The sequence below is a fragment of the Actinospica robiniae DSM 44927 genome (assembly GCF_000504285.1).
GTDB classification, from domain to species: Bacteria; Actinomycetota; Actinomycetes; order Streptomycetales; family Catenulisporaceae; genus Actinospica; species Actinospica robiniae.
This window is the reverse complement of record NZ_KI632511.1, coordinates 8,002,968-8,026,802: the sequence shown is the minus strand read 5'-3', so window position 1 is coordinate 8,026,802 and position 23,835 is coordinate 8,002,968. Positions and strand designations below refer to the sequence as shown.

21 protein-coding genes and 1 riboswitch are annotated in these 23,835 nt (G+C 72.1%); of the genes, 6 read left to right on the top strand and 15 right to left on the bottom strand.

Translation table 11 applies throughout. The annotated features are described in order from the left end of the window. Positions 1-247: 247 nt before the first annotated feature. The 12 genes from cbiE (ACTRO_RS34710) to ACTRO_RS50540 are packed head-to-tail and all read right to left on the bottom strand — an operon-like array spanning position 248 to position 13,047. Positions 248-1,645: a precorrin-6y C5,15-methyltransferase (decarboxylating) subunit CbiE gene (gene cbiE / locus ACTRO_RS34710; RefSeq protein ID WP_084316736.1), complete on the bottom strand. Its 1,398-nt coding sequence runs from the start codon at positions 1,643-1,645 to the stop codon at positions 248-250. Further along, complete coding sequence (locus ACTRO_RS34705) at positions 1,611-2,663, bottom strand: sirohydrochlorin chelatase (protein WP_063628126.1); 1,053 nt, start codon at positions 2,661-2,663, stop codon at positions 1,611-1,613. The genes cbiE (ACTRO_RS34710) and ACTRO_RS34705 overlap by 35 nt, the downstream gene beginning before the upstream one ends. Beyond that, complete coding sequence (locus ACTRO_RS34700; protein WP_034270061.1) at positions 2,660-3,274, bottom strand: precorrin-8X methylmutase; 615 nt, start codon at positions 3,272-3,274, stop codon at positions 2,660-2,662. Before ACTRO_RS34700 ends, ACTRO_RS34705 begins: the two co-directional genes overlap by 4 nt. Next, a complete protein-coding gene (locus tag ACTRO_RS34695; protein ID WP_034270058.1) occupies positions 3,271-3,471 on the bottom strand; it encodes a 4Fe-4S dicluster domain-containing protein in 201 nt (66 codons plus the stop codon). The genes ACTRO_RS34700 and ACTRO_RS34695 overlap by 4 nt, the downstream gene beginning before the upstream one ends. Further along, positions 3,459-4,982 carry a precorrin-3B C(17)-methyltransferase gene (gene cobJ / locus ACTRO_RS34690; protein ID WP_084316735.1) on the bottom strand — a complete coding sequence of 508 codons (1,524 nt, stop codon included), beginning with the start codon at positions 4,980-4,982 and terminating at the stop codon, positions 3,459-3,461. The genes ACTRO_RS34695 and cobJ overlap by 13 nt, the downstream gene beginning before the upstream one ends. Next, the gene (gene cbiE / locus ACTRO_RS34685) at positions 4,979-6,298 is read right to left on the bottom strand and encodes a precorrin-6y C5,15-methyltransferase (decarboxylating) subunit CbiE (protein ID WP_034278062.1); all 1,320 of its coding nucleotides are present in this window, start codon (positions 6,296-6,298) and stop codon (positions 4,979-4,981) included. The genes cobJ and cbiE (ACTRO_RS34685) overlap by 4 nt, the downstream gene beginning before the upstream one ends. Next, complete coding sequence (locus ACTRO_RS34680; protein WP_034270055.1) at positions 6,205-7,395, bottom strand: cobalt-precorrin-5B (C(1))-methyltransferase; 1,191 nt, start codon at positions 7,393-7,395, stop codon at positions 6,205-6,207. Before ACTRO_RS34680 ends, cbiE (ACTRO_RS34685) begins: the two co-directional genes overlap by 94 nt. After that, positions 7,392-8,189, bottom strand: a complete 798-nt coding sequence (gene cobM / locus ACTRO_RS34675; protein WP_034270052.1) for a precorrin-4 C(11)-methyltransferase — start codon at positions 8,187-8,189, stop codon at positions 7,392-7,394. Before cobM ends, ACTRO_RS34680 begins: the two co-directional genes overlap by 4 nt. Next, positions 8,186-8,917 carry a precorrin-2 C(20)-methyltransferase gene (gene cobI, locus ACTRO_RS34670; protein WP_034270049.1) on the bottom strand — a complete coding sequence of 244 codons (732 nt, stop codon included), beginning with the start codon at positions 8,915-8,917 and terminating at the stop codon, positions 8,186-8,188. Before cobI ends, cobM begins: the two co-directional genes overlap by 4 nt. Next, positions 8,914-10,317 carry a cobyrinic acid a,c-diamide synthase CobB gene (locus ACTRO_RS34665; RefSeq protein ID WP_034270046.1) on the bottom strand — a complete coding sequence of 468 codons (1,404 nt, stop codon included), beginning with the start codon at positions 10,315-10,317 and terminating at the stop codon, positions 8,914-8,916. The genes cobI and ACTRO_RS34665 overlap by 4 nt, the downstream gene beginning before the upstream one ends. After that, positions 10,311-10,931 (bottom strand): cob(I)yrinic acid a,c-diamide adenosyltransferase, encoded by a 621-nt coding sequence (gene cobO / locus ACTRO_RS34660; protein ID WP_034270043.1) that lies wholly within the window; start codon positions 10,929-10,931, stop codon positions 10,311-10,313. The genes ACTRO_RS34665 and cobO overlap by 7 nt, the downstream gene beginning before the upstream one ends. A gap of 1 nt (position 10,932) precedes the next feature. Then, entirely contained in the window at positions 10,933-13,047 is a 2,115-nt protein-coding gene (locus ACTRO_RS50540) for a VWA domain-containing protein (RefSeq protein ID WP_034270040.1), read from the bottom strand. Between the two features lie 45 nt (positions 13,048-13,092). Further along, positions 13,093-13,245, bottom strand: a riboswitch (cobalamin riboswitch). 50 nt (positions 13,246-13,295) lie between these two features. Between ACTRO_RS50540 and dhaK the strand changes: the two genes are divergently transcribed. The 6 genes from dhaK to ACTRO_RS34625 all read left to right on the top strand — a co-directional run bounded on the left by dhaK (position 13,296) and on the right by ACTRO_RS34625 (position 19,142). Then, positions 13,296-14,288, top strand: coding sequence for a dihydroxyacetone kinase subunit DhaK (gene dhaK, locus ACTRO_RS34650; RefSeq protein WP_034270037.1), 993 nt, complete (start codon positions 13,296-13,298; stop codon positions 14,286-14,288). Positions 14,289-14,299: 11 nt separating this feature from the next. Continuing rightward, positions 14,300-14,941 (top strand): dihydroxyacetone kinase subunit DhaL, encoded by a 642-nt coding sequence (gene dhaL, locus ACTRO_RS34645; RefSeq protein ID WP_034278060.1) that lies wholly within the window; start codon positions 14,300-14,302, stop codon positions 14,939-14,941. Between the two features lie 84 nt (positions 14,942-15,025). Next, positions 15,026-15,448, top strand: a complete 423-nt coding sequence (gene dhaM / locus ACTRO_RS34640; protein WP_034270034.1) for a dihydroxyacetone kinase phosphoryl donor subunit DhaM — start codon at positions 15,026-15,028, stop codon at positions 15,446-15,448. 214 nt (positions 15,449-15,662) lie between these two features. Beyond that, on the top strand, positions 15,663-16,973 hold the full coding sequence (locus ACTRO_RS34635) for an amino acid permease (RefSeq protein WP_084317213.1): 1,311 nt from the start codon (positions 15,663-15,665) through the stop codon (positions 16,971-16,973). A gap of 72 nt (positions 16,974-17,045) precedes the next feature. Beyond that, on the top strand, positions 17,046-17,546 hold the full coding sequence (locus ACTRO_RS34630) for a GNAT family N-acetyltransferase (RefSeq protein WP_034270028.1): 501 nt from the start codon (positions 17,046-17,048) through the stop codon (positions 17,544-17,546). Positions 17,547-17,942: 396 nt separating this feature from the next. Then, on the top strand, positions 17,943-19,142 hold the full coding sequence (locus tag ACTRO_RS34625) for an IS110 family RNA-guided transposase (RefSeq protein WP_034263005.1): 1,200 nt from the start codon (positions 17,943-17,945) through the stop codon (positions 19,140-19,142). Between the two features lie 1,035 nt (positions 19,143-20,177). Here ACTRO_RS34625 and ACTRO_RS49200 read toward each other — a convergent pair. From ACTRO_RS49200 to ACTRO_RS34610, 3 genes are all read right to left on the bottom strand, one after another. Then, positions 20,178-20,459, bottom strand: coding sequence for a hypothetical protein (locus ACTRO_RS49200; protein WP_051450305.1), 282 nt, complete (start codon positions 20,457-20,459; stop codon positions 20,178-20,180). Further along, a complete protein-coding gene (locus ACTRO_RS34615) occupies positions 20,434-21,699 on the bottom strand; it encodes an IS4 family transposase (RefSeq protein WP_034261336.1) in 1,266 nt (421 codons plus the stop codon). Before ACTRO_RS34615 ends, ACTRO_RS49200 begins: the two co-directional genes overlap by 26 nt. An 892-nt stretch (positions 21,700-22,591) precedes the next feature. Further along, complete coding sequence (locus ACTRO_RS34610) at positions 22,592-23,791, bottom strand: IS110 family RNA-guided transposase (RefSeq protein ID WP_034263005.1); 1,200 nt, start codon at positions 23,789-23,791, stop codon at positions 22,592-22,594. Between the last annotated feature and the right edge of the window lie 44 nt (positions 23,792-23,835).

Here is a 23,835-nt window from a genome sequence, read left to right as displayed (position 1 = left end):
CCCCGTCATCGCGACGGCGCTCCCGCCGGGGCGCGCGCAGGCCCGGCGCCAGCCCCTGCGCAGGCGCCGGAAAGCCGTCAACAGGCCGAGCGAGTGACGCACGCCACCCTTCCGATGGACGTGGCGCCCAGACGCGCTCTGCTCGATTCCGCGCCCCTACGCCGCGCCACGGAGCGGAGGCGGCGAAGACGACTGATTCCTCGTGGGACCGTCGGCTGACGGGCGGTCAGACGCCTGCCGCCGATGGCTACGCGCGCTCGCTCCAGAGCACGAAGACCGGGTCCTGCGCGGCGAAGCGGTGGGCGTCGCCGGGGAGGGAGACCAGGCGGGAGGACTGGATCAGGGCGCCGTCGACGCGGCGGCGGGACTTGCCGGGGCCGCCTTCGCCGCGCAGCGCGGTCTTGATCTCGGCGACGCGGTCGATCGCGGTCATCGCGGCGACCACGATCCGCGGGTCGCGGCCGACCGCGGCCCGGGCGACGTCCGCGCCGCCGCCGCCGAGGAAGACCCCGTCCGGCTGCGGCAGGTCGAGCAGCGCCTCCGGCGCCTGGCCGCGCACCACCCGGATCCGGACCTGATGCATCGTCGCGTTGAGGTCGATCCGCTCGCACGAGTCCGGGTCGCGCTCGACCGCGATCACGGCCGCGCCGAGCCGGGCGCACTCGATGCCCACGGAGCCCGAGCCGGCGCCCAGGTCCCACACCAGGGTGCCGGGGCGCGGGGCGAGCCGGGCGAGCACCAGGGCGCGCGCCTCGGCCGCGAGCACCCGGCCGGAGCGGTAGACGAAGGCGTTGTCGGGCGAGGCCCAGCCGCCGGCCGGGCCGGCCCAGCCGGCCAGCGGCACCGGCAGCCCGCCGAGCGCGCCGGGGGCGAGCACCTGCGCCTCGTCCAGGCACAGCACCACGCACGGGTCGCCCCAGATGTGCCGGTCGGCCGCCTCGTCCAGGCTGAGCCACTCCACCGACTCCTCGGGCTCGCCGAGCCGTTGCGCGACCACGAGCGTGCGCGCCGGTCCGGACTTGTCCGGGCCGAGCAGCTCCGCGGCCAGCTCCCGCGGCCCCGCGCCCTCGCCGGTGAGCACGGCCACCTTCGGGTAGGCGCGGCACAGGTTGGCCGCCGCGCGCAGGCTGGCGCCGTGGCCGGCGCTGAACCCGCCGTCCTTGGCCGCGCGTCCGCCGGTACGCACCTTGCCGGGCTCGCGGGAGGAGCCGTCGCTGCCGTCGGCGGGCGGATCGACCGCCACGACCAGGGCGTCCTCCCAGGCCAGGCCGATCCGGCCGAACGCGCTGGCGATGGAGGAGACGGCGGGGACGGTGCGCACCCGCAGCCCCTGGTCGCGCAGGGCGCGGACCACGCCGAAGTATCCCGGGTCGCCGGAGGCGACCACCACGGCCGGCCCGTCGTGCAGGGCCAGCCGGGTCAGCGCCGGACCGAGCCCGCCCATGTAGATCCGCCGCGCGGTCTCGGGCACCGGGAGCGCGTCGAGGTGGCGGATGTTGCCGACCACGAGGGTGGCCGCGGCGAGGGCGCGGCGGGCGGCGGGGCCGGGCGGGGAGCCGTCGAAGCCGATGACGGTGACCGTCACCCGCGGCTTCGCGGCGCCCGACGGCTCACGGCGCGGCGGGCCGTTCTCGTGCGTACCCATAGCGGTCCGATCCTCCCACGACCGTCGGTTGTGCTCCCTCCGGGCCGGAAACCGGCGATTCCGCCGCATGCCGCGCCAACCGGGCGGAGCCGGGCGCGGCCTGGTGCGCGTGGTGGAGCGGGTGGTCGTGGCGGCCGTGCGCGTGGGCCGGGTCGTCGGGGTGGTCGTGCGGATGCTGCGGCTGGCCGACCCTCGCCTCGAAGCCGGGCAGCGCGATCCGGTAGACGCAGGCGTCGCAGTTCATCCCGGGCGCGGCCGGACCGCGGCCGTCCGCCTCGAGATAGCGCTCGAGCACCAGGCCGACCAGGGCGTCGCAGTCCCCGATGACGTCGGCGACCGTCACGGCCGTGTCCTCGTGCCGGTCGGCCCACTCGCGCGTCTGGGCGTGGATGCGGGTCGGCAGGACGCCGGGGAAGAGGAAGAACGGCAGTGCGACGACGCGTCTGGCCCCGAGCGCGCGCAGCCGGTCCAGCCCCTGGGCGACGGAGGGTTCCGCCAGCGACACGAAGGCGGGCTCGACCTCGCGCACGCCGAGGTGCCGCGTGGTCTCCCACAGCAGCCGGGCGGCCCGGTACAGGTCGGCGTTCGCGTCCGGGTCGGTCGTGCCGCGGCCGACGAGCAGCACGGCGTCGGGGCTCTCGTCGGTGGCGTGCTCTTCGAGTCGGTCTCGCAGCAGGTCGAGGATGACCGGGTGCGGACCGAGCGGTCGGCCCAGCCGGGTGCGCAGGCCGGGGTGACGCTCGCGTTCGCGGGCGAGCGCGGCCGGGATGTCGCCCTTGGCGTGTCCGGCGGCGAGCAGGATCAGCGGGACGGCCGTCAGGTTGCGGTGCCCGGCATCGACCAGCCCGGCCACGGCGTCCTTGAGCGGCGGCGGGGAGAGTTCGATGAAGCCGCCCGCGACGGCGTCGGCCACGCCTTCGCGCGTGGCTCGGCGCTCCACCCGCCGTACGAAGGCACGAAACTGTTCGGCGCCCTCGTCGTCGCGCGTGCCGTGACCGACTATCAGCAGGGCACTCACTTATCTACCTCCTGGTAAAGCAGGGCATTGAGCCCGGCGGCGGCGACGGCGGAGCCGCCCTTGCCCGAGCGGTTGCTCACCGCCGGCAGTCCGCTCTCCCGCAGCGCCTGCTTCGATTCGACGGCGCCGACGAAGCCGACCGGTAGCCCGAGCACGAGCAGCGGACGGTAGCGCTCGGCACCGTCGATGAGTTCGAACAAAGCCGTCGGAGCGCATCCGACCACGTATACGGCGCCAGGCCCGGCTTCTTCGGCCGCGAGCCGCATCGCCGCGGCCGACCGGGTGACTCCGAGTTCTGCGGCCAGGTCTACTGCTCGTGGATCCGTGATGTGGCAGAGGGATCGGCGGCGCGTGATTCCCGCGGCGACCATCGCCACGTCCGCCACCACCGGCGCGCCGGCACGTAGCGCGACGACGGCGTCTTCGAGCACGGACTCACTCGGGAGCACCAGATCCTCGGCGTATTCGAGGTCTGCGCTGGCGTGCACGACCCGCTCAAGCACGGCGCGGGCCAGCGGGGTGCGGGCTACCGCGCCGGGATGGCGTTGCGCCAGCAGGCGGCGCAGGATCGCGTACGACTCCTGCTCGATCGGATGGACGGTCCTGGTCACGGTCGGGCTTTCATCTCGATGGCATCCACGGGGCAGATCTCCTGGCACTGCCCGCAGCCGGTGCACAGGTCGGCGCGCACCAGCAGGCTCCCGCCGTGCGGCCGGATCGCGTGCTCGGGGCAGGTGAGCAGGCAGCCGCCGCAGCCCTGGCAGGCTCCGATCTCGGCGACGGCCGGGGTCCCGGTCACTCCTTCCACCGGTAGCCCCGGGGCGTGACGAAGCGGCCTGCCACGATCCGGGACTGGGAACAGCCCACGATCACCGTCGTGTACATGTCGACGACGGCCGGGTCGAACCCGGCGAGCGTGGTCAGGCCCTGGCTCTGGTCCGGCCGTCCGGCGGCGCGCACCCACCCGATCGGTGTCTCGGCCGGCCGGTGCTCGGCGAGGACGGCCAGTGCCTTCGGCAGCTGCCAGTCGCGCTTGGCCGAGCGCGGGTTGTAGAAGCTGACCACGAAGTCGCCCTCGGCGGCGGCACGCACGCGGCGCTCGATCACCGGCCAGGGCGTGTGCAGGTCGGAGAGCGAGATGGCGCAGTGGTCGTGGCCGAGCGGGGCGCCGAGCACGTTCGACGCGGCGGTCGCGGCGGTGATCCCGGGCACGCAGACGACATCCAGGCCTTCGGTTTCCGGATCGTCGAGAGCCGGGGACGCCATCGCGTACACGCCCGCGTCGCCGGAGCCGATCAGTGCCACTCGATGCCCGGCGTTGGCGAGCTCGACCGCGCTGCGTGCACGCCGTTCCTCCGCGCCCAGGCCGCTCGCCTCGATCCGCACGCCGTCGGGCAGCAGATCCCTGATCTGGTCGACGTACTGGTCCAGGCCCACGACCACTTCGGCGCCGCGCAGCTCGTCGAGCGCGCGAGGCGCGGTCAGGTCGCGAGCGCCAGGGCCTAGACCGATGACGGCGAGCCGTCCGCGGCCGGTGGGGTCGTGTGCTGCCACGGCGGCGGTCGCCATCGGGTTCTCCCTCGGTGATTTCGTCTTCTCGACCAGCATTCGGCCCAGCGCACGACCCGGCCCGGCGTAGCGCGCCGCGGCCTCGGCGACCGACGGCGTCCCAGCCGCGGCACGCACCACGGCTGACGGGTTGGGCACCTCGACGTCGGCCAGTTCGGCCGCCGGGTGGACCAGTAGCGGCCACGCGCGCAGTCGAGCCGCCGCGAGGATGCCCGTCTCGTCAGCCTTGAGATCGACCGTTGCCAGGGCCCTGACATCGCGCGGATCAAGGCCGCCACGGCCCAAAGCAGCGTCCACGGTCTCGAGCACTTCGTCCGCGCTCACGCCCCGGGAGGCGCCGACACCGACGACGAGGCGGGGCCGCGGCAGCGGGGGCAGAGGTCTGATGCCAGCGGCGTCGCGGGCGTTGCTGATCACCGGCTCCGCGCCGAGCGCGCCGGCGACCCGGCGGGCGAGGTCGTTCGCGCCGTAGTGCCCGCCGAGCAACGCGATCGCGAAACGTCGGCCCTCATCGACGCACACCACTGGCGCGTCCGTGGTCTTATGCCGGAGCGACGGAGCGAGGATCCGTACCGTCGCACCGGTCGCCAGGAACGCGATCACCGCGTCGCAGCTCCCGAATACGGTCCGCAGCGAGGCCGCGACCGTGCCCTCGTCCACGAACTCGACCTCGTCCGGCCACAGCGCGGCCAGGTATGCCGCCGCCTCACGACCCGAGTCGGTCGCGGCGACGCAGCCGATCCGGCTCACCGCAGCTCACCCCACACCAGGAACACCGGGTTGAGCGCGGCCAGCCGGTGCGTACCGTCGGGCAGCCGAGAGAGTCGCGAGGCCTGGTGCATCATCCCGTCGGCCGCGTAGCCGTGGCTCGCGAGCAGCGGCAGCACCTCGCTCGCCCGCTCGAGCGCGGCATACGAGGCGACCAGACGCGGCGGTCGACGGTCGAGCACCGCGCGCAGGACGTCGATCCCACCGCCGCCGAGGAAGACTGCGTCCGGGGCCGGAAGGCTCGCGACGACCTCCGCTGCATCGCCTTCATATATATAGAGTCCTGTCAGCTCTTGTGCGGCCGCGTTACGCCTGATGCGTGCGCAGGACTCCGGGTCGCGTTCGACCGCGAACACGGCCGCGCCGTGGCGGGCGCACTCGACGCCGATGGAACCCGAGCCGGCGCCGAGATCCCAGACCAGGTCGCCGAAGGCGGGCGCGAGCCGCGAGACGATCAGCGCGCGCGTCTCTTCCTTGGTGATCTGGCCGTCGCGGTACTCGAAGGCGTCGTCGGGCAACGGCCTCGGTGCGTCAACCCCGGCCGGACCGGCCAGCCAGCCAGCTCCGGCCCGCTCAGCTCCCAGTGCGACGCAGAGCACGACGTGCGGGTCGAGGACCTCCGCCTTCGCCGCCTCGTCAAGCCGGAGGGCACGCACGCGCTCCTCCTGCGCGCCGAGATTCTCGGCCACGTACAGGATCCGATCATCGTCTTCGAGCCCTGATGCGAGCAGCCGGGCCGCCAATTCGCGTGCGCCGGCGCCGGGTCCGGTCAGCACCGCGACCTTGGGATGCGCCAGGCAGGCGTTCACCGCGCGCCGCAGGCTCCTGGCCCGCTCCGCCGAGCCGTGAGCCGAGACCACCGCCGCGTCGTCCCAGTCCAGGCCGGCCGCCGCGAACGCCGCGGATACCGAGGACACGGCCGGGATCACCCGTCCGATGGCCAAGCCCTCCGCACGGAGCAGCCGCACCACCCCGAAGAACCCGGGATCGCCTGAAGCCAGCACCACCGCCTGGCCGCCGTGCTTGCGCATCGCCTCGACCGCAGACCCCAGCGCGCCGAGCCGGATCGTGCGGGCGGATTCCGGCACCGGGGCCGCAGCCAGATGCCGGGCCCCGCCCACGACCAGCGTCGCCGCCGCCAGTGCCGCCAGCGCGGGAGCACCCAGCGGCGAACCGTCCCAGCCGATGACCGTCACACCTGAGCTCATCGTCTCTCTCCCCAGCGTTCGCTCATGCCCGTCAGACCCAGGCCGCTGAAGTCCACCAACGCCACCCGGGCCTCGATCGCGCCCCCGCACTCCTCGCGGGCGAAGCGCTCCAGCACCGCCGCCACGCGCTCGCACAGCAGGTCGCCGCACTCCGCCAGCACACCGGCGGCATCCCAGAGCTCGTATACGTGGCGCGCGGTATGAGCCTGCCGTACCCGTGCCTCCAGGGCCGAACCCCGTGGCACCACTTCGGCGGTGACGGCGCCGAGCACGTCGGTGTCGACGGCGGAGCGGGTGTAGTGGGTCATCAGGATCCCGGAGGCGAGCTTCGTCAGCTTCCCGATCATGCCGACGAACGCCACCCGGCCCACGCCCTGCTCGACGCAGCGGCGCAGCGCGGCCCCGGTGAAGTCGCCCACCTCCACGAAGCTGACCTCGGACAGATCGGGCAGCAGCGCCATGGCGCCCTTCTCGGTCCGACCGCCGGTGCACAGCACGAGCGTTGCCGCGGTTGCGTGCGCGGCGCCGGCCTGCGCGGCCAGCACACTCACGGCCTGCTCGACTGAGGCACGCCACGCGGCGGTGGAGAACGGCCGCACGATCCCGGTCGTGCCCAGGATCGAGATCCCGCCGAGGATCCCGAGCCGCCGGTTCGTGGTCTTGCGCGCCATCACCTCGCCCTCGGGCACCGAGATCACCACTCGCACGCCACACGCCGCGAGATCCACCGCTTCGCCGACCGCGCGCGTGATCATCGCGCGCGGCACGGGGTTGATCGCCGGACCGCCGACCTCCAAGCCGAGCCCTGGCTTGGTCACCACGCCCACGCCGACGCCGCCGTCGAGCTCCAGGCCCGGCGCGTCCCGCCACGTGACGGTCGCGGTCAGGTGTGCTCCGTGCGTCACGTCCGGATCGTCGCCCGCGTCCTTGACCACGACCGCCTCGGCCCGGCTCGCCCGCGACACGTCGCAGTGTTCGACCGCGAAGCGGACCCGCTGCGTCCACGCACCGTCCTTGCCCGGGAGCGCGATCTCCACCTCGTGCTGCGGATCCCCGGTGGCCAGCGCGAGAACAGCGGCCTTCGCGGCGGCGGTCGCGCACGAGCCGGTGGTCCAGCCCGGTCGCAGGGCCCTGCCGTCGCGCTGCTTCATCGTGCGCGGCAGATCCGGTTCTCGCAGTTCGTTCATCGCGCGCGCAAGGCCCGGCGTGCCTCGGGATCCGCGCGACGGTGCTCGTGGAAGTGCCCGGGGTGGTAGAGGTGCGAGCGCGTGCCGGAGGAGGCCAGGGCCGGGCCGACCAGGAACAGCGTGTGCTTCCACAGCTTGCGGGCGCGCACCTGCTCGGCCATCGTGCCGATCGTGCACTCGACCAGCTCGCCGTCCGGCCAGGTCGCCCGCGAGGCGACGATCACCGGCGTGTCGGCCTCGTATCCGCCGGCCACCAGTTCCTCGGCCAGCCGGGCGCAGCGCGCGGCGGACAGGAAGATCGCCATCGTCGTGCCGTGCGCGGCGAACGAGCGGATGCTCTCGCCGGAGGGCATCGGCGTCTTCCCGCCCTCGAGCCGGGTCAGGATGACCGACTGGGCCACCTCGGGCACGGTCAGCTCGCGCTGCGCGAGTGCCGCGACGGCCGAGAACGCGGACACGCCGGGGACGATCTCCGTCTCCAGGCCGAGTGCCCGCGCCCGCTCCAACTGCTCTTGCACGGCGCCCCACAGCGCCGGATCGCCCGAGTGCACCCGCGCGACGAGCAGTCCCTCACGCGCGGCCTGCTCGTAGTACGGCAGCACACCCTCGATCGGCAGCGCCGCGGAGTCGACCGTGATCGCATCCGGGCGCGCGTGCTCCAGGATCTCGGCCTGGACCAGGCTCGAAGCCCAGATCACGATGTCCGCCGCGCCGATCGCCCGCGCCCCGCGCAGGGTGATCAGGTCCGCGGCTCCCGGACCCGCGCCGATGAAGGTGACCTTGCCGCCGCTCACAGCGCTCTCCCTCTCCCCCGGCGCGCCGCGGGGACGATCAGGGTCGTGAAATACGAGGCGCGTTCCTCGTCCCAGTCGGCCAACGGCACTATCCGCTCGTCCGGAAGCCCGAGTTCACTGCCGAGCACCGCCTCCGCCGCACGGCCGCGCGCCTTGACGAGCGCGACGAGCTCGCGCATCGACCGGCCGCCTTTGTAGATGACGACTGTGCCGCCGCCCTCCAGCGCAGACGTGACTTCGGCCAGCCCGGCCGTGGCGGGCACGAGCGTCAACGACTCGCGGCCCTCGGCCAGCCGCACGGCCGCACGCGCCGCAAGATCCTGCATCGCGGTCACCCCGGCGACGGTCTCGATCCGCACCGAGGCGTCCACCGCGGCGACCGTCTGCGCGAGGTAGCCGAAGGTCGAGTAGACGTTCGGATCGCCGAGCGTGACGAACACGACGCGGCTGGCGCCGTCGTCGAAAGCCTGCAGCACCGCTCGGGCCGCGTCGTCCCAGGCAGTGGAGCGCCGCTTGGTCACCCCACCGCGGTCGTCGAGCGCGAACACCAGCCGGCGGACGGCGACGTGTGCCGCCTCGGTCACGATCTCCTCGGCCCTGGAGAGCCGATCAGGGTCCGTTGACGGGGCGAACACCACGTCGGCTTCGCCCAATGTCCGCAACGCCTTGAGCGTCACCAGTTCCGGATCTCCCGGGCCCACACCCACGCCGATCAGCGTCCTGCTCATGCCGCATCACCCGCGTACTCGGCGGCCGCGGCGACGATGCGGCGCGGGATCTCCGGCGCTCCCGCCCAGTGCAGGTGCAGGTAGGAGGCGTGCACGCGGCCGGCCCCGAAGCCCTCCGCGACCTTCTCGCCCTCGGAGCCGCGCCAGAACCAGGCCGGCTGAGGGCTGGAGCCAGGTGTCAGGACCGTGCGATGGAACTCGTGCCCGTTCACGCGCGTGCCGGTCGGGCTCAGCACCGAGTCCGTGCCGGCCACCGCCTCACGGTACCCGAGCGTCAGCCGCTCGCTCATCCGCGCCTCGGCGTCCACCACCCCGCACATCGGCACGCCGTCGAGCTTCTTGGCGAGGTACAGCAGCCCGGCGCACTCGGCCGCGATCACGCCGCCCGAGTCCGCGAACCGTCGGACGGCGCCGAGCAGCGCCGCGTTCTCAGCCAGCTGCGACGCGTAGACCTCCGGGAAACCGCCGCCGATCACCACAGCCGACGTGCCGTCAGGCAGCGCCTCGTCCCGCAGCGGGTCGAACGACACGACCTCGGCGCCGGCGGCCCTGAGCAGCTCGGCGTGCTCCGCGTAGGAGAACGTGAACGCCGCGCCCCCGGCCACCGCCACCACCGGGCGCGTCCGGCACGCCACCGGGCCGCCGAGCTCGCCGATCGCGAGCTCCGGCGACCACGTCTCCTCCGCGGCCACCTGCGCCGCGCTCGCCGCGATCCGCTCGATCCGGTCCACGTCGACGTGCGTGGCGACCAGGTCGGCCAGCGCGTCCACCGTGGCCAGCGCGTCCGGCGCCCGCTCGGCCGCCGGAACCAGCCCGAGATGACGGGACGGAGTCGCCGCCGCGTCGCTGCGATGCAGCACCCCGAGCAGCGGAACGCCGATCTCCTCCAGCGCCGCCGCCAGGATCTCGCGGTGCCGCGCCGACCCGACCCGGTTGAGCACGACCCCGGCGAGCCGCACCCGGCGGTCGAACCCGCGGAACCCGTCCACCAGCGCGGCCACCGAACGCCCCTGCGCGGTCGCGTCCACGACCAGCACCACCGGCGAGCCGGTCAGCACGGCCACCTGGGCACTCGAAGCCAGCTCGCCGCGTCCGACAGCGCCGTCGTACAGCCCCATCACGCCCTCGATGACGGCGATGTCGGCGCCGGCGGTGCCGTGCCCGAAGACACCGACCATCCGGTACTCGCCGACCAGGAAGGGGTCCAGGTTCCGGCCCGGCCGGCCCGCGGCCAGCGCGTGGTAGCCCGGGTCGATGTAGTCCGGCCCGACCTTGAACGGCGCCACCCGCCGCCCCCGCCGCGCCAGCACCGCGATCAGCCCGGTGGCGACCGTCGTCTTCCCGTGCCCGGACGCCGGTGCCGCGATCAGCACCCGCGGCACGGCGGAGACCGTCACCATTCGATGCCCTTCTGCCCCTTGCGCCCGGCGTCCATCGGATGCTTGACCTTCGTCATCTCCGTCACCAGATCCGCGCACTCGAGCAGCGCGGGCGCGGCATCGCGGCCGGTGATGATCACGTGCTGGGTCCCCGGCCGGGCGCGCAGCACCGCGACCACCTCGTCCACGTCCACCCAGCCCCAGGTCATCGGGTAGGTGAACTCGTCGAGCAGGTAGAGCCGGTAGGTCTCGGCGGCAAGGTCCCGCTTGATCTGCTCCCAGCCGGCCCGCGCGTTGTCCGCCTGCAATTCAGGGTCCGAATGCAGGTCCTGGATCAGCCAGCTCCAGCCCTCGCCCATCTTGTGCCAGGCCACCGGCGCGCCCTGCCCGGTCTGCTCGTGCACAGCCCCGAGCGCCTTGAACGCCGGCTCCTCGCCGATCTTCCACTTCGCGCTCTTGACGAACTGGAACACCCCGATCGGCCACCCGGCGTTCCACGCCCGCAGCGCCAGGCCGAAGGCGGCCGTGGTCTTGCCCTTGCCGTGGCCGGTGTGCACCACCGTCAGCGGCAGCGCGCGGCGCTGACGGGTGGTCAGGCCGTCCTCCGGGACGTATACGGGCTTGCCCTGGGGCATGTCAGGCCGCCTTTCGCACGAGGTGGTCGAGCGCCGCGGCGGAGACCGAGCCCATCGGCACGTGCTCCCCGCCGAGCCGGAAGGCCAGGTCTGCGGCCAGCCCCAGCCGCACCGGCCCGGTTTCGCAATCCACGACCACGCAGGCCACGCCGGCGGACCCGAGCAGTTCCGCGGCACGCCGGGCGTCGGCCAGAGCCGTGCCCGACCCGGTCGCGCGCCCGTCCGTGACCAGCACGAGCAGCGCGCGCCGCCGCGGATCGCGCAACCGCTCGCGCTGCACGACGGTGTGCGAGAGCAGCAGCCCCGAGGCGAGCGGCGTGCGCCCGCCGGTCGGAACGGCGGCGAGCCGCGCGGCCGCGGCCTCGACGGAGCCGGTGGGCGGCAGGACGAGCGTGGCGGACGAGCCGCGGAAGGTGATCAGCCCGACCTTGTCGCGGCGCTGATAGGCGTCGAGCAGGAGCGAGAGCACGGCGCCTTTGACGGCGGACATGCGCGAGCGTGCCGCCATGGAGCCGGAGGCGTCGACGGCGAAAAGGACGAGGTTGCCCTCACGGTCGCGCCGCACCGCCGTGCGCAGGTCGGAAGGCAGGAAGCTGAGGGCAGCGCCGCGGCTCGCGGTCGGATCGACTGGATACGTAGCGGTTGCGGCCTGTCGGACAGCCGCCGCCCGCATCGTCGCCGGAAAGTGGATCACTCGCCCGAACGTCCCGCCGGAAGCAGGCAGCTCGGCCCCGACCGTCCGCCCCCGCCCGCGCGAGCGTCCAGCCGACCGTCGCCCCGGCACCCCGTCGCCGACCCCCGGAACCGCGAAAAGCCGCGTCCGATACGTCGCGCCGGCGGCGACGGCAGCCTGCTCACCGGCTCCGGGCCCTCCCTTTGACGGCGCATCAGCACCGGAGTCGCCGGAAGGGGGCGGAGGCGTGGGTCGGTTCCCAGCGCCGTCATCAGTACCAGCCCCCGACCCTCGCGGGGCGTTGGGCCTGTTATCCGGCCCCGGACCGCCCTCGCCGCCGCCGTTCCCGGCGCCGCCCTCACCGCCGCCGCCGTCAGGTCCCGCGCCGCCCGGACCGCCGTCCGGCCCGTCTCCGCCGCCGCCGCCCTCCGGATCCGCGCACGCCTGCTCGAGCTGCTTCTCGTCCAGCCCCGGCGCGTCGAAGGGGTTGCGGCGCCGGCGGTGCGGCAGGGCGAGCCGCGCCGCGTCGCGCACCTCCTCGGCGGTCACCGCCGGCCGGCCGCGCCAGGCGGCCAGCGCCACCGCGGCGCGCGCGGTCACCAGGTCCGCCCGCATGCCGTCCACTTCGAACTCGGCGCAGACCCGCGCGATCCGCTCCAGCTCCGCGTCCGGCAGCTCCACAGCCCGCAGCACTGCGCGGGCAGCCGCTATCCGCCGGCCGACCTCCGCGTCCGCCTCGTCCCAGCGCGCGCAGAAACCCTCCGGATCCGCCTCGTACGCCAGACGGCGGCGCACCACCTCGGCGCGCTGCTTCGGGTCGCGGCTGGCCGCCACGTCCACCGTCAGGCCGAAGCGGTCGAGCAGCTGCGGCCGCAGCTCGCCCTCCTCCGGGTTCATCGTGCCCACCAGCAGGAACCGGGCCGCGTGCCGGACTGACACGCCGTCACGCTCCACGTGTGCCTCGCCCATCGCGGCCGCGTCCAGCAGCACGTCGACGAGGTGGTCCGGCAGCAGGTTGACTTCGTCCACGTACAGCACACCGCGGTGCGAGGCCGCCAGCAGCCCCGGCTGGAACGCCGCCTCGCCGCGACCGAGGGCGCGCTCGAGGTCCAGGGCGCCGGTGAGCCGATCTTCAGACGCGCCGACCGGCAGTTCGACCAGGCGCGCCGCCCGCAGTGCCGCGCTCTCGCCGGCGGGCTCAGAGCCGTGCGGCCCGTCCGGGCACTGCTCGTCCGGCGCGGCCGGCTCGCACGAGAAGCGGCAACCGGGCACGACCTCGACCTGCGGCAGCACCGCGGCCAGCGCGCGCACCATGGTCGATTTGGCAGTGCCCTTCTCGCCGCGCACCAGCACCCCGCCCACGGCGGGATGGATCGCGTTGAGGATCAAAGCAAGCCGCAGCTCGTCCTGCCCGAGCACGGCCGAAAAAGGGAAACGCAGCACAGCGCCGATCCACTCCTACCCGGGAGCCCACGCCCGTTCGTAGCGACAGTCATACGTGCCGGGCGCAGTTCCTGACTCGCCCGCGACGCGCTCGGCGTACGGGGGCTGACAGTGGCGGGACCGTTCCGGATTCGCACCGGATTCCTGCGGGGCCGACGGGTAAGAGCATAGCCGCACCGCCCGGCGCGCCGATCCGGCGCACGCGGCGCCTACCGCGCCGCCGGGCCCGCACGGCAGAATGGGGCACCATGAAGATGCTGATCAACTCGCCGGAGACGGTGGTCGCCGATGCCCTGGCCGGGCTCGCCGCCGCGCACCCGGGCCTGCGGGTGGACGCCGAGCGGCGGATCGTACTTCGGGCCGAGCCGGGCGCCGCGGGCAAGCCCGCGCTGATCTCCGGCGGCGGATCAGGCCACGAACCCCTGCACGCCGGTTACGTCGGTTTCGGCATGCTCGACGCGGCCTGCCCCGGGGAGGTGTTCACCTCGCCGGTGCCGGACCAGATGCTGGCCGCGGCGCAGGCCGCGGACACCGGCGGCGGGGTGCTGTTCCTGGTGAAGAACTACACCGGCGACGTGCTCAACTTCCAGCTCGCCGCGGATCTGCTCGAGGACGAGGGCATCGCCTCCCGCTCGGTGCTGATCGACGACGACGTCGCAGTCGAGGACTCGCTCTACACCGCCGGGCGGCGCGGCACCGGCGCGACCCTGTTCGCGGAGAAGCACGCGGGGGCCGCGGCGGAACGCGGCGCCGGGCTGGACGAGGTGGCGGCGGTGGCCGAACGGACGAACGCGGTCTGCCGCTCGTTCGGGATCGCGCTCGGCCCGTGCACCACGCCGGCCGCCGGCCGGCCCGGCTTCGAGCTGGGCGAGGACGAGATCGAACTCGGCGTCGGCATCCACGGCGAGCCCGGCCGCCGCCGCGCGCGCTACGCCCCGGCGAGCGAGCTGGCCGAGATCGCGGTGGAGGCGGTGTGCGCCGACCTCGACTTCCGCGGCGACGCGATGGTGCTGCTCAACGGCATGGGCGCGAGCCCGCTGCTCGAGCTCTACGTCGTCTACGCGGAGGTGGTGCGGGCGCTGGACCGGCGCGGCGTGCGCGTGGTGCGCAACCTGGTCGGCGACTACATCACCAGCCTGGACATGCCCGGCTTCTCGGTGACGGTGTGCCGGGCCGAACCGGAACTGGTGGCTTTGTGGGACGCGCCGGTGCAGACGCCGGCGCTGCGGTGGGGACGGTGACCGAGGTGACGATGCGGGACAAAGACGGACTCGACGCGGCGCTGTTCGTGGCCTGGCTCACGGCCGCGGCCGACGCCGTGGCGAAGGAGGCGCCCCGGCTGACCGAGCTCGACTCGGCGATCGGCGACGGGGACCACGGCACGAACCTCAAGCGCGGGTTCGCCGCGGTGGCCGCGAAGCTGGCGCAGGAGCCCCCGGCGACGCCGGGAGCGACGCTGCAGCTGACCGGCCGTCAGCTGATCTCGACCGTGGGCGGCGCCTCCGGGCCGTTGTACGGCAGCGTCTTCCGTGCCGCCGGCAAGGCTCTGGGCGACGCGGAGTCGGCGGACGTGCCGGCCCTCGCGGCGGCGTTCGCGGCCGGGCTCGAGGCCTTGGCGAGACTGGGCGGCGCGAGCGTCGGCGACAAGACGATGCTCGACGCGTTCACTCCCGCGGTCGAGGCACTTCGGGCCGCCGCCGAGGACGGCCTGCTGCCCGGCCAGGCGCTGGACCTCGCGGCCCGCGCCGCCGAAGAGGGCGCGCAGGAGACGGCTCCGCTGCGGGCGCGCAAGGGCCGGGCCAGTTACCTCGGCGAACGCAGCGAGGGCCACCTGGATCCGGGCGCGGTCTCGACGGCGCTGCTGTGGCGGACCCTGGCCGACGCCGCCGCCTGACGGACGCACCGCCGGTGCCGCGGACCCCGCAAAACCCTGCGGCCGCCGGAGTCAACCCCGACACGCCGCGCTGACCAGGTCGTGATGATAGGGTCGGGCACCGTGAAGCTGGTTGGTGTCGTCCTTGTCTCGCACAGCGAGCGCCTCGCCGAAGGTCTCGCCGAACTCGTGCGCGAACTCGGCGGCGACCAGGTGCCGGTGATCGCCGCCGGCGGCATGGACGACGGCAGCCTCGGCACCAGCTACGGCCGGATCGAGCAGGCCGTGCGCGAAGCCGACCGCGGCGCCGGCGTGCTGCTGCTCGGCGACCTCGGCAGCGCCCTGCTGACCGTCAAGACCTTGCTGGACGAGGGCGTCGGCGATGAGCCTGACCGGCCCGGAGCCGTGCTGGCCGACGCACCCTTCGTCGAGGGCGCCGTGGCCGCGGTGGTCACCGCGTCCGCGGGCGGGGACCTCCAAGCGGTCCGCGCGGCGGCCGAGGAAGCGCGGCTTTTCCGCAAGCTCTGAACGCACGTAAGCCCCGGTTCGCGCGGACGGCGTGTCCGGTCCAGACGGATATATCCGTTATGCCAGGCTTGCTGGAGTGCGACAGCCGGCAGAGCGAGACCCCGCAGCGGATCCGACGGTCCGGACGGCGGTGAAGGTCGGCGGTCCCTCGTCCGAGTCGGACGACACGGGCGACGCCGGATACGCCAAGACACTGCAACCGCGGCACATCGGGATGATCGCGATCGGCGGGGCGATCGGCACCGGTCTCTTCCTCGGCGCGGGGGTGAGCCTGCAGAAGGCCGGCCCCGGCCTGGCGCTGTCCTACGCCGTGGCGGGTGTCTTCGCGTTCTTCGTGGTGCGCGCTCTCGGCGAGCTGGTGGTGCACCGGCCCTCGTCCGGATCCTTCGTCAGCTACGCCCGGGAGCTCCTCGGCGAGTCCGGCGCGTACGTCGTCGGCTGGATGTACGTGTTGAACTGGTCCACCACCGGCATGGCCGACATCACGGCGTGTGCCCTGTACGTGCACTACTGGCAGGCGTTCACCAGCGTCCCGCAGTGGCTGCTGGCGTTCATCGCGCTGGCCGTGGTGCTGACGGTCAACCTGATCTCGGTGCGCATGTTCGGCGAGACCGAGTTCTGGTTCGCCATCATCAAGGTCACCGCGATCACGGCGTTCCTGCTGGTGGGCGTCTGGCTGCTGATCGCCGGCCAGCCGATCGGCGGCGAGACCCCGGGCTGGCACGTGATCAGCGCCAACGGCGGGTTCTTCCCGAAGGGGATCGTGGCCTGCATCTCCATCCTGCAGAGCGTGGTCTTCGCGTACGCGGCGGTGGAGCTGGTGGGCATCACCGCGGGCGAGACGGCCGAGCCGCGCCGGATCGTGCCGAAGGCGGTGAACTCGGTGATGTGGCGGATCGCGATCTTCTATGTCGGCTCGGTGGTGCTGCTGACGCTGCTGCTGCCCTGGACCGACTACTCGGGCAACGAATCGCCGTTCGTCACGGTGTTCAGCAAGCTCGGGATGCCCGCGGCCGGCGGCATCATGAACCTGGTCGTGCTCACCGCGGCGCTCTCCAGCCTGAACTCGGGCCTGTACTCGACCGGCCGGATCCTGCGCTCGATGGCCGCGGCCGGCTCGGCGCCGCGGTTCACCGGGGTGATGAGCCGCCACCACGTGCCCTACGGCGGGATCCTGCTGACCGCGGGGGTGGCGCTGCTCGGCGTCGGGTTCAATGCCTGGCTGCCCGGCGAGGCCTTCGAGATCGTCACCAACGTCGCCGCACTCGGGATCATCTGCACCTGGGGCACGATCATGATCTGCCACCTGGAGTTCGTCCGCCGGGCCCGGCGCGGGGAGCTGGAGCGGCCCGCGTTCCGGCTCTTCTTCTCGCCGGTGACGGAGCTGGCCACGCTCGCGTTCCTGCTGTTCGTCATCGTCGAGATGGGCGTGAACGGCGGGACGATCGGCCGCTGGACGGTGGCGCTGATCGTGCCGATCACCGCCGCGCTGGTGCTCGGATGGAAGACGCGCCTACGGGGCTAGTGTCCCTCGGATCATCTGACGGGGCCGCGTAACTCGCGCGCCTTTCCCGTGCACGGCTGTTAACGTCGCGCCATGCTGACAACCGCGCACCTGACCCTGGCACCGCTCAGCACCGACGACGCAGCGTTCTTCTACGAGCTCAGCGACAACCGCACCGAGACGGAACGTGCCTCGGACGCGCCGTGGCCGACACCGTTCCTGACGGAGGCGATGGGCAAGTTCGGCACCGACTGGGCGAACGAAGGCATCGGCTACCACCTGGTGCGGCTGGGCGACGGCCTCGGGCCCGCGATCGGGATCGCCGGGGTACGGTTCGGATCGCTCGACAGCACCGACAACCTGAACGTCTACTACCACATCGTCGCCTCCGAGCGGGGCAAGGGCTACGCGGTCGAGGCGACGCAGGCGGCGCTGGAGGTCCGCGGCGCGGCCGGGCACGGGGCGCTGCCGGTGCTCGCGTTGATCCGGCCGGAGAACGCCGTGTCACAGCGGGTCGCACGGCGGCTGGGCTTCGGGTGGGAGGAAGGAAGACTCAATTCGCGCGGCCTGCGCGTCTACGAGCTGATGGAGTGAGCCCGGTGGCGGGCGCCCGGAAACCTCATGCTGATTGATGCATCGAGCCGGTACGCGTCGGCTCTGGTGGCCTGTCGTGGTGGGGTGGTCGTGGTGGTGGGGGCGGCCGCTTCGCTCCGCCCGTTTCGTTTGCCCACCCGTTACCTTTTACGTGTCCCCGCAATGGGGGCGCCTGGCCTCCGGGCCCGGTATGGCTCTGCCACCCTGCCGTGTCTATGGCCTTGGGCGTGTTGCCGCCGGGTTTTGGAGCACTGCCTGACCGCTGATAAGGGGCCTGGTCCGCATCCCGTGCCCGGCGCAACGCCGGGCGTTTTCTCGGGGCGGCCTGTGTAACGTGGTTGCCGGCTGCGGTGCGATGGTCGAGGCCAGGGCCATGCGAAGTAGAAGGCGGCGAGCGTGTACGACACCAGCGGTATCGGGGTCTTCCTCGGCCTGGACGTGGGCAAGGGCGAGCACCACGCCCACGGGCTGACCCCGGCCGGCAAGACCGTCTACGACAAGCGCCTGCCGAACACCGAACCGAAACTGCGCGCCCTGTTCGAGAAGCTGATCGCGAAGTTCGCCACCGTCCTGGTGATCGTCGATCAGCCCGCGAACATCGGCGCGCTGCCGCTGAGCGTCGCCCGCGACGTCGGCTGCCAGGTCGCCTACCTGCCCGGCCTGGCCATGCGCCGCGCCGCGGACCTCTACGAGGGCGAGGCCAAGACCGACGCCCGCGACGCCGCCGTGATCGCCGACGTCGCCCGCACCGCACCCAGGGCGCTGCGCACCCTGACCGTGCTCGATGAGACCGAGGCGGAACTGGCCATGCTCGTCGGGTTCGACCAGGACCTCGCGGGCGAGTCGACCCGCACCTCCAATCGGCTGCGCGGCCTGCTCACCCAGATCCACCCCTCCCTCGAACGCGTCCTGGGCCCACGCATCCAGCACCAGGCCGTCCTCGCGCTACTCGCCCGGTACGGCTCCCCTGAACTGCTCGCCGAGGCCGGCACCCGACGCATCGTCAAACTCCTGAAACCCCTGGCCCCGCGCCTGGCCGAGCGCCTGGCCGAGGAGATCGCCGAGGCCCTCGCAGAACAGACGGTCGTGGTGCCCGGCACCCGGGCCGCAGCCCTCGTCATCCCCTCCCTCGCCCGCCAGCTGACCGAGATCCTCGCCCAACGCCGCACGCTCGAGGGACAGCTCAGTGCCCTGCTGGAGGCCCACCCTCTTTCCCCGCTCCTGACCTCGATGCCCGGCATCGGGATCAGGACCGCCGCGACCATCCTGACCACCGTCGGCGACGCCGCCACCTTCCCCACCGCCGACCACCTCGCCTCCTACGCAGGACTTGCCCCGGTCACCAAGTCCTCCGGCAGCTCCATCCGCGGCGAACACGCACCCAGACGCGGAAACCGGCAGCTCAAACGCGCCATGTTCCTCTCCGCCTTCGCCGCCCTGGCCGACCCCGACTCCCGCGCCTACTACGACAAACACCGCGCCGCAGGCAAAACCCACACCCAAGCAATCATCCGCCTCGCCCGCAGACGCATCAACGTCCTCCACGCCATGCTCCGCAACGCCACGCTCTACACGCCCCACACCGCCACCACATAACCCGAGCAACACCCACCCACATGCCCGTTACAGCGAGCAGCCCAGACTTGACGGAAGACATAGGGGCACGCCCACCCGTTACGTTGGCGGACGAGCTGCGGTTTCAAGATCGAAAGTCGCCGCTGGCAGGCCCTTCCCTCGGAGAGAGATGCCGGGGTCTGTGGGGTGCTGACGTCGGCGGGGCGGACTGGGGTTCGGGATGGTGGGGTTGCGGGGGTGTGCTCTCTCCTCGGTCGGTCCCGGACGGCGAATCAGGAACCTGCCGGGAGGTCGAAGCGGCGGTGACTTGGGCTGATGCTCGATTGTGCATCGCGCCGCTTGACCTCCCGGCAGAACCCTGATCGGGCTTCGCCTGCCCGACCGAGGAGAGAGCCCACCCCCTGAGGGTCCGGTGCGAGCTGCGCTCGGCCCGAGACCCGTGGCCCGGTTCATGTCGAATCCCGCATCACCCTGACGCGAACCCCCGGGATCCCCAAGCCAACGCTCCATGCGGAATCTGACATCACCCTGCGCCGATCGCTCCGATCCTCGAACTCGCGCCCATGCGGAATCTGACATCGCCCTCATTCGATTGCTCGATCCTTGGGCCTTGCGGTAGGTGCCGGCGGGCCAGCCGCGCTCGGTGTGGAATTTCGCATTATTCGTGGTGGATGGTGTGGGTCATGCCGTGCGCAATACTGCCTGGGGCTTCCCGCCTGACATCATGCGCGGGCGAGGGCGGCCGCTGGCCAGGTCCAGCATCGTCGCCGACTGTGGGTGGCGCCACCCACGCAGCCATCCGTCTCATGCCCCCTCCTGCCACAGACCCGATATCCCTTCTATGTTTCTATTCTAGACGGCGACGCCGACAAAAGGCACGCGTACGACATTTGTGGGATCATGAGATAAGAAAAGCCCGAGACATTTCCGGGGAACTTGCGGGCGTTTCCGAGCGTTGGAGGAAGAGAGAAGAACAGACCGGAACGCCGAAGTGAAATTCCACCTCATGCGAAATCCCACACCGGGCACGGCCCAATGCCGCTCACGGTAGATTGATCATGCGGTGAGTTCGAGGTTTCCCGTGCTGATCCGTCCCGGATGCAGCACTTGGCGTGCCGGCGGGAGGTTGGCGATGCGTAGGGTCGGCGGCCCGGCGTGGCGTACCCCGACATCAGTGGCCTTCTTCACGGCGTACTGGTTGTGACGTGCCCGTTTGACCACGCGCGGGTAGGAACGGTGGCGCCGCTCGCGATGCAGCTCGCGCGGTGCGGTGATCTCCGTGTTGAACCGCTCGAGCAGGGCCGCCAGGCCCTCAGGGGGAAAAGGCCGCCGGATCATCGATCCGGCGGCGGATGATGCGGACCGCGTTGGTGAACTTCACCCGGTCCGGGTCGATGTCCGCCTCGGTCGCGGCCCGACAGATCAGGGAGTTGATCGCATAGTGGGTGAGCAGGTAGCCGTAGAGCTCCTGGATCACCATGTCAGGGCTCTGGGACCGCATGACCTTCCCCGGTCCCCGTAGAACCGTCTTGGCCTGCGCGTTCGCCTGCTCGTGCTCCCACCGCTCGTGATATCCCGCCGCCAGCAGCGCGGCCGGGGCACTGCGCGCATCCAGCAGCGTCGTCAGCAGGCAAAACAGCTCCCGCTCCCCAGCGGTGCCCCGGTCCGCCACCTCGTACTCCACCACCCGAACCAGCCGCGCGCGATCCTCGAACTCCTCCAGATCCGCCCCCGCCCGAGCCGCCGCCAGGACCTGCTCACGGACCTTCGCCGAGGTACGCGACGCGAACACCACCGAGGTGTACGAGCCGTCCCCGAGCTTGGCGACCAGCGGCAGCGCAATCGTGTCACCCAGGCGCCACAGCAGCTCAGCACCCGTCTGCGACGCCTGACACCAGTCGGCGAACGAGTAGAAGTTGCGATCGGCCAACAACAGCATGTCCTGGTCGAGGAACCGGTAGAGCCGACGCGCCGCGGACTGCTCCCCGCTGCCCTTGCCGCCGCACGGCCCCGCGTCCGCGCCGATCGGAGCCCGCGAGCCGCACTCGACCAACGTCACCACCCGCATCTTCGGGAACGCCGACCGGTTGCCGCCCGAACCGGCGTACCCGAAGTACCCCGCGTTCGCCGCACTGTCCGGCACATCCCACTCGAACCCGTCGATCGAGACCATCCGCCTGCCCGCCAGCCACGCCCCCCGCGTCAGCATCCCCGCCACCGGCTGCGCAACCTGCTCGAACACCTCCCGGACCACGTCAGAACCCAGACGCTTGCGCGCCTGGGTGATCCCGCCCGACCCGGGACACTCCCACCCGGCGTCCCAACGCCCCCAATCCTTCAGGACCTCGGTCAACCGGGTCAGGACCTCCTGATAGTCCTCGTCCGCGAACAACGCCATCGCCATCGCGAAATACACCATGACATGCGCCGGAAGCTTCGCATCCGCCCGCTTCGCACCCCTGCCGAACTCCGCCACCGCGTCATCGATCACCACACGCGGCACCGCCGCCGCCAACAACCCGACCGACACATGATCCGTCAAACGGCCCGACAGGCCCTCCACAGCACTATGCGACACCCCCCGACCGTAACGCCCCACCAATCACCGCACGAACACACAGGTCACAAGCATGATCCCACTACGCTGAGCGGCATTGGGGCACGGCCGGCCCGCCGGGCACCTACCGCAAAGCCCACGAATCGGGCGATCGGCACAGGGTGATGTCAGATTCCGCATGGAGCGTTGGCTTGGGGATCCGGGGGTTCGCGTCAGGGTGGTGCGGGATCCGACATGAACCGGGCCACGGGTCTCGGGCCGAGCGCAGCTCGCACCGGACCCTCAGGGGGTGGGCTCCAATGTCGTTCGGTTCAAACGGGCATGCCGCGCCGCACGCAACGCGGCGCGCGTAATGACCAAGGGGCATCGGCGCACGTCAACCGCTGCAGCGCACGCAGGCTACTGGTCGCTTGCCGCCAGAGCCGGCTACACAGCGGTAGTCAGCCACTGACGAACGCGTTAACGATCGAACATAGCCATCGACGCAGTTCATCGGCACTGCACCAACGATCATGGAACTGAACCGAACGACATTGGGGTGGGCTCTCTCCTCGGTCGGGCAGGCGAAGCCCGATCAGGGTTCTGCCGGGAGGTCAAGCGGCGCGATGCACAATCGAGCATCAGCCCAAGTCACCGCCGCTTGACCTCCCGGCAGGTTCCTGATTGCCTCCGGGGACCGACCGAGGAGAGAGCACACCCCCGCAACCCCACCATCCCGAACCCCAGTCCGCCCCGCCGACGTCAGCACCCCACAGACCCCGGCATCTCTCTCCGAGGGAAGGGCCTGCCAGCGGCGACTTTCGATCTTGAAACCGCAGCTCGTCCGCCAACGTAACGGGTGGGCGTGCCCCTATGTCTTCCGTCAAGTCTGGGCTGCTCGCTGTAACGGGCATGTGGGTGGGTGTTGCTCGGGTTATGTGGTGGCGGTGTGGGGCGTGTAGAGCGTGGCGTTGCGGAGCATGGCGTGGAGGACGTTGATGCGTCTGCGGGCGAGGCGGATGATTGCTTGGGTGTGGGTTTTGCCTGCGGCGCGGTGTTTGTCGTAGTAGGCGCGGGAGTCGGGGTCGGCCAGGGCGGCGAAGGCGGAGAGGAACATGGCGCGTTTGAGCTGCCGGTTTCCGCGTCTGGGTGCGTGTTCGCCGCGGATGGAGCTGCCGGAGGACTTGGTGACCGGGGCAAGTCCTGCGTAGGAGGCGAGGTGGTCGGCGGTGGGGAAGGTGGCGGCGTCGCCGACGGTGGTCAGGATGGTCGCGGCGGTCCTGATCCCGATGCCGGGCATCGAGGTCAGGAGCGGGGAAAGAGGGTGGGCCTCCAGCAGGGCACTGAGCTGTCCCTCGAGCGTGCGGCGTTGGGCGAGGATCTCGGTCAGCTGGCGGGCGAGGGAGGGGATGACGAGGGCTGCGGCCCGGGTGCCGGGCACCACGACCGTCTGTTCTGCGAGGGCCTCGGCGATCTCCTCGGCCAGGCGCTCGGCCAGGCGCGGGGCCAGGGGTTTCAGGAGTTTGACGATGCGTCGGGTGCCGGCCTCGGCGAGCAGTTCAGGGGAGCCGTACCGGGCGAGTAGCGCGAGGACGGCCTGGTGCTGGATGCGTGGGCCCAGGACGCGTTCGAGGGAGGGGTGGATCTGGGTGAGCAGGCCGCGCAGCCGATTGGAGGTGCGGGTCGACTCGCCCGCGAGGTCCTGGTCGAACCCGACGAGCATGGCCAGTTCCGCCTCGGTCTCATCGAGCACGGTCAGGGTGCGCAGCGCCCTGGGTGCGGTGCGGGCGACGTCGGCGATCACGGCGGCGTCGCGGGCGTCGGTCTTGGCCTCGCCCTCGTAGAGGTCCGCGGCGCGGCGCATGGCCAGGCCGGGCAGGTAGGCGACCTGGCAGCCGACGTCGCGGGCGACGCTCAGCGGCAGCGCGCCGATGTTCGCGGGCTGATCGACGATCACCAGGACGGTGGCGAACTTCGCGATCAGCTTCTCGAACAGGGCGCGCAGTTTCGGTTCGGTGTTCGGCAGGCGCTTGTCGTAGACGGTCTTGCCGGCCGGGGTCAGCCCGTGGGCGTGGTGCTCGCCCTTGCCCACGTCCAGGCCGAGGAAGACCCCGATACCGCTGGTGTCGTACACGCTCGCCGCCTTCTACTTCGCATGGCCCTGGCCTCGACCATCGC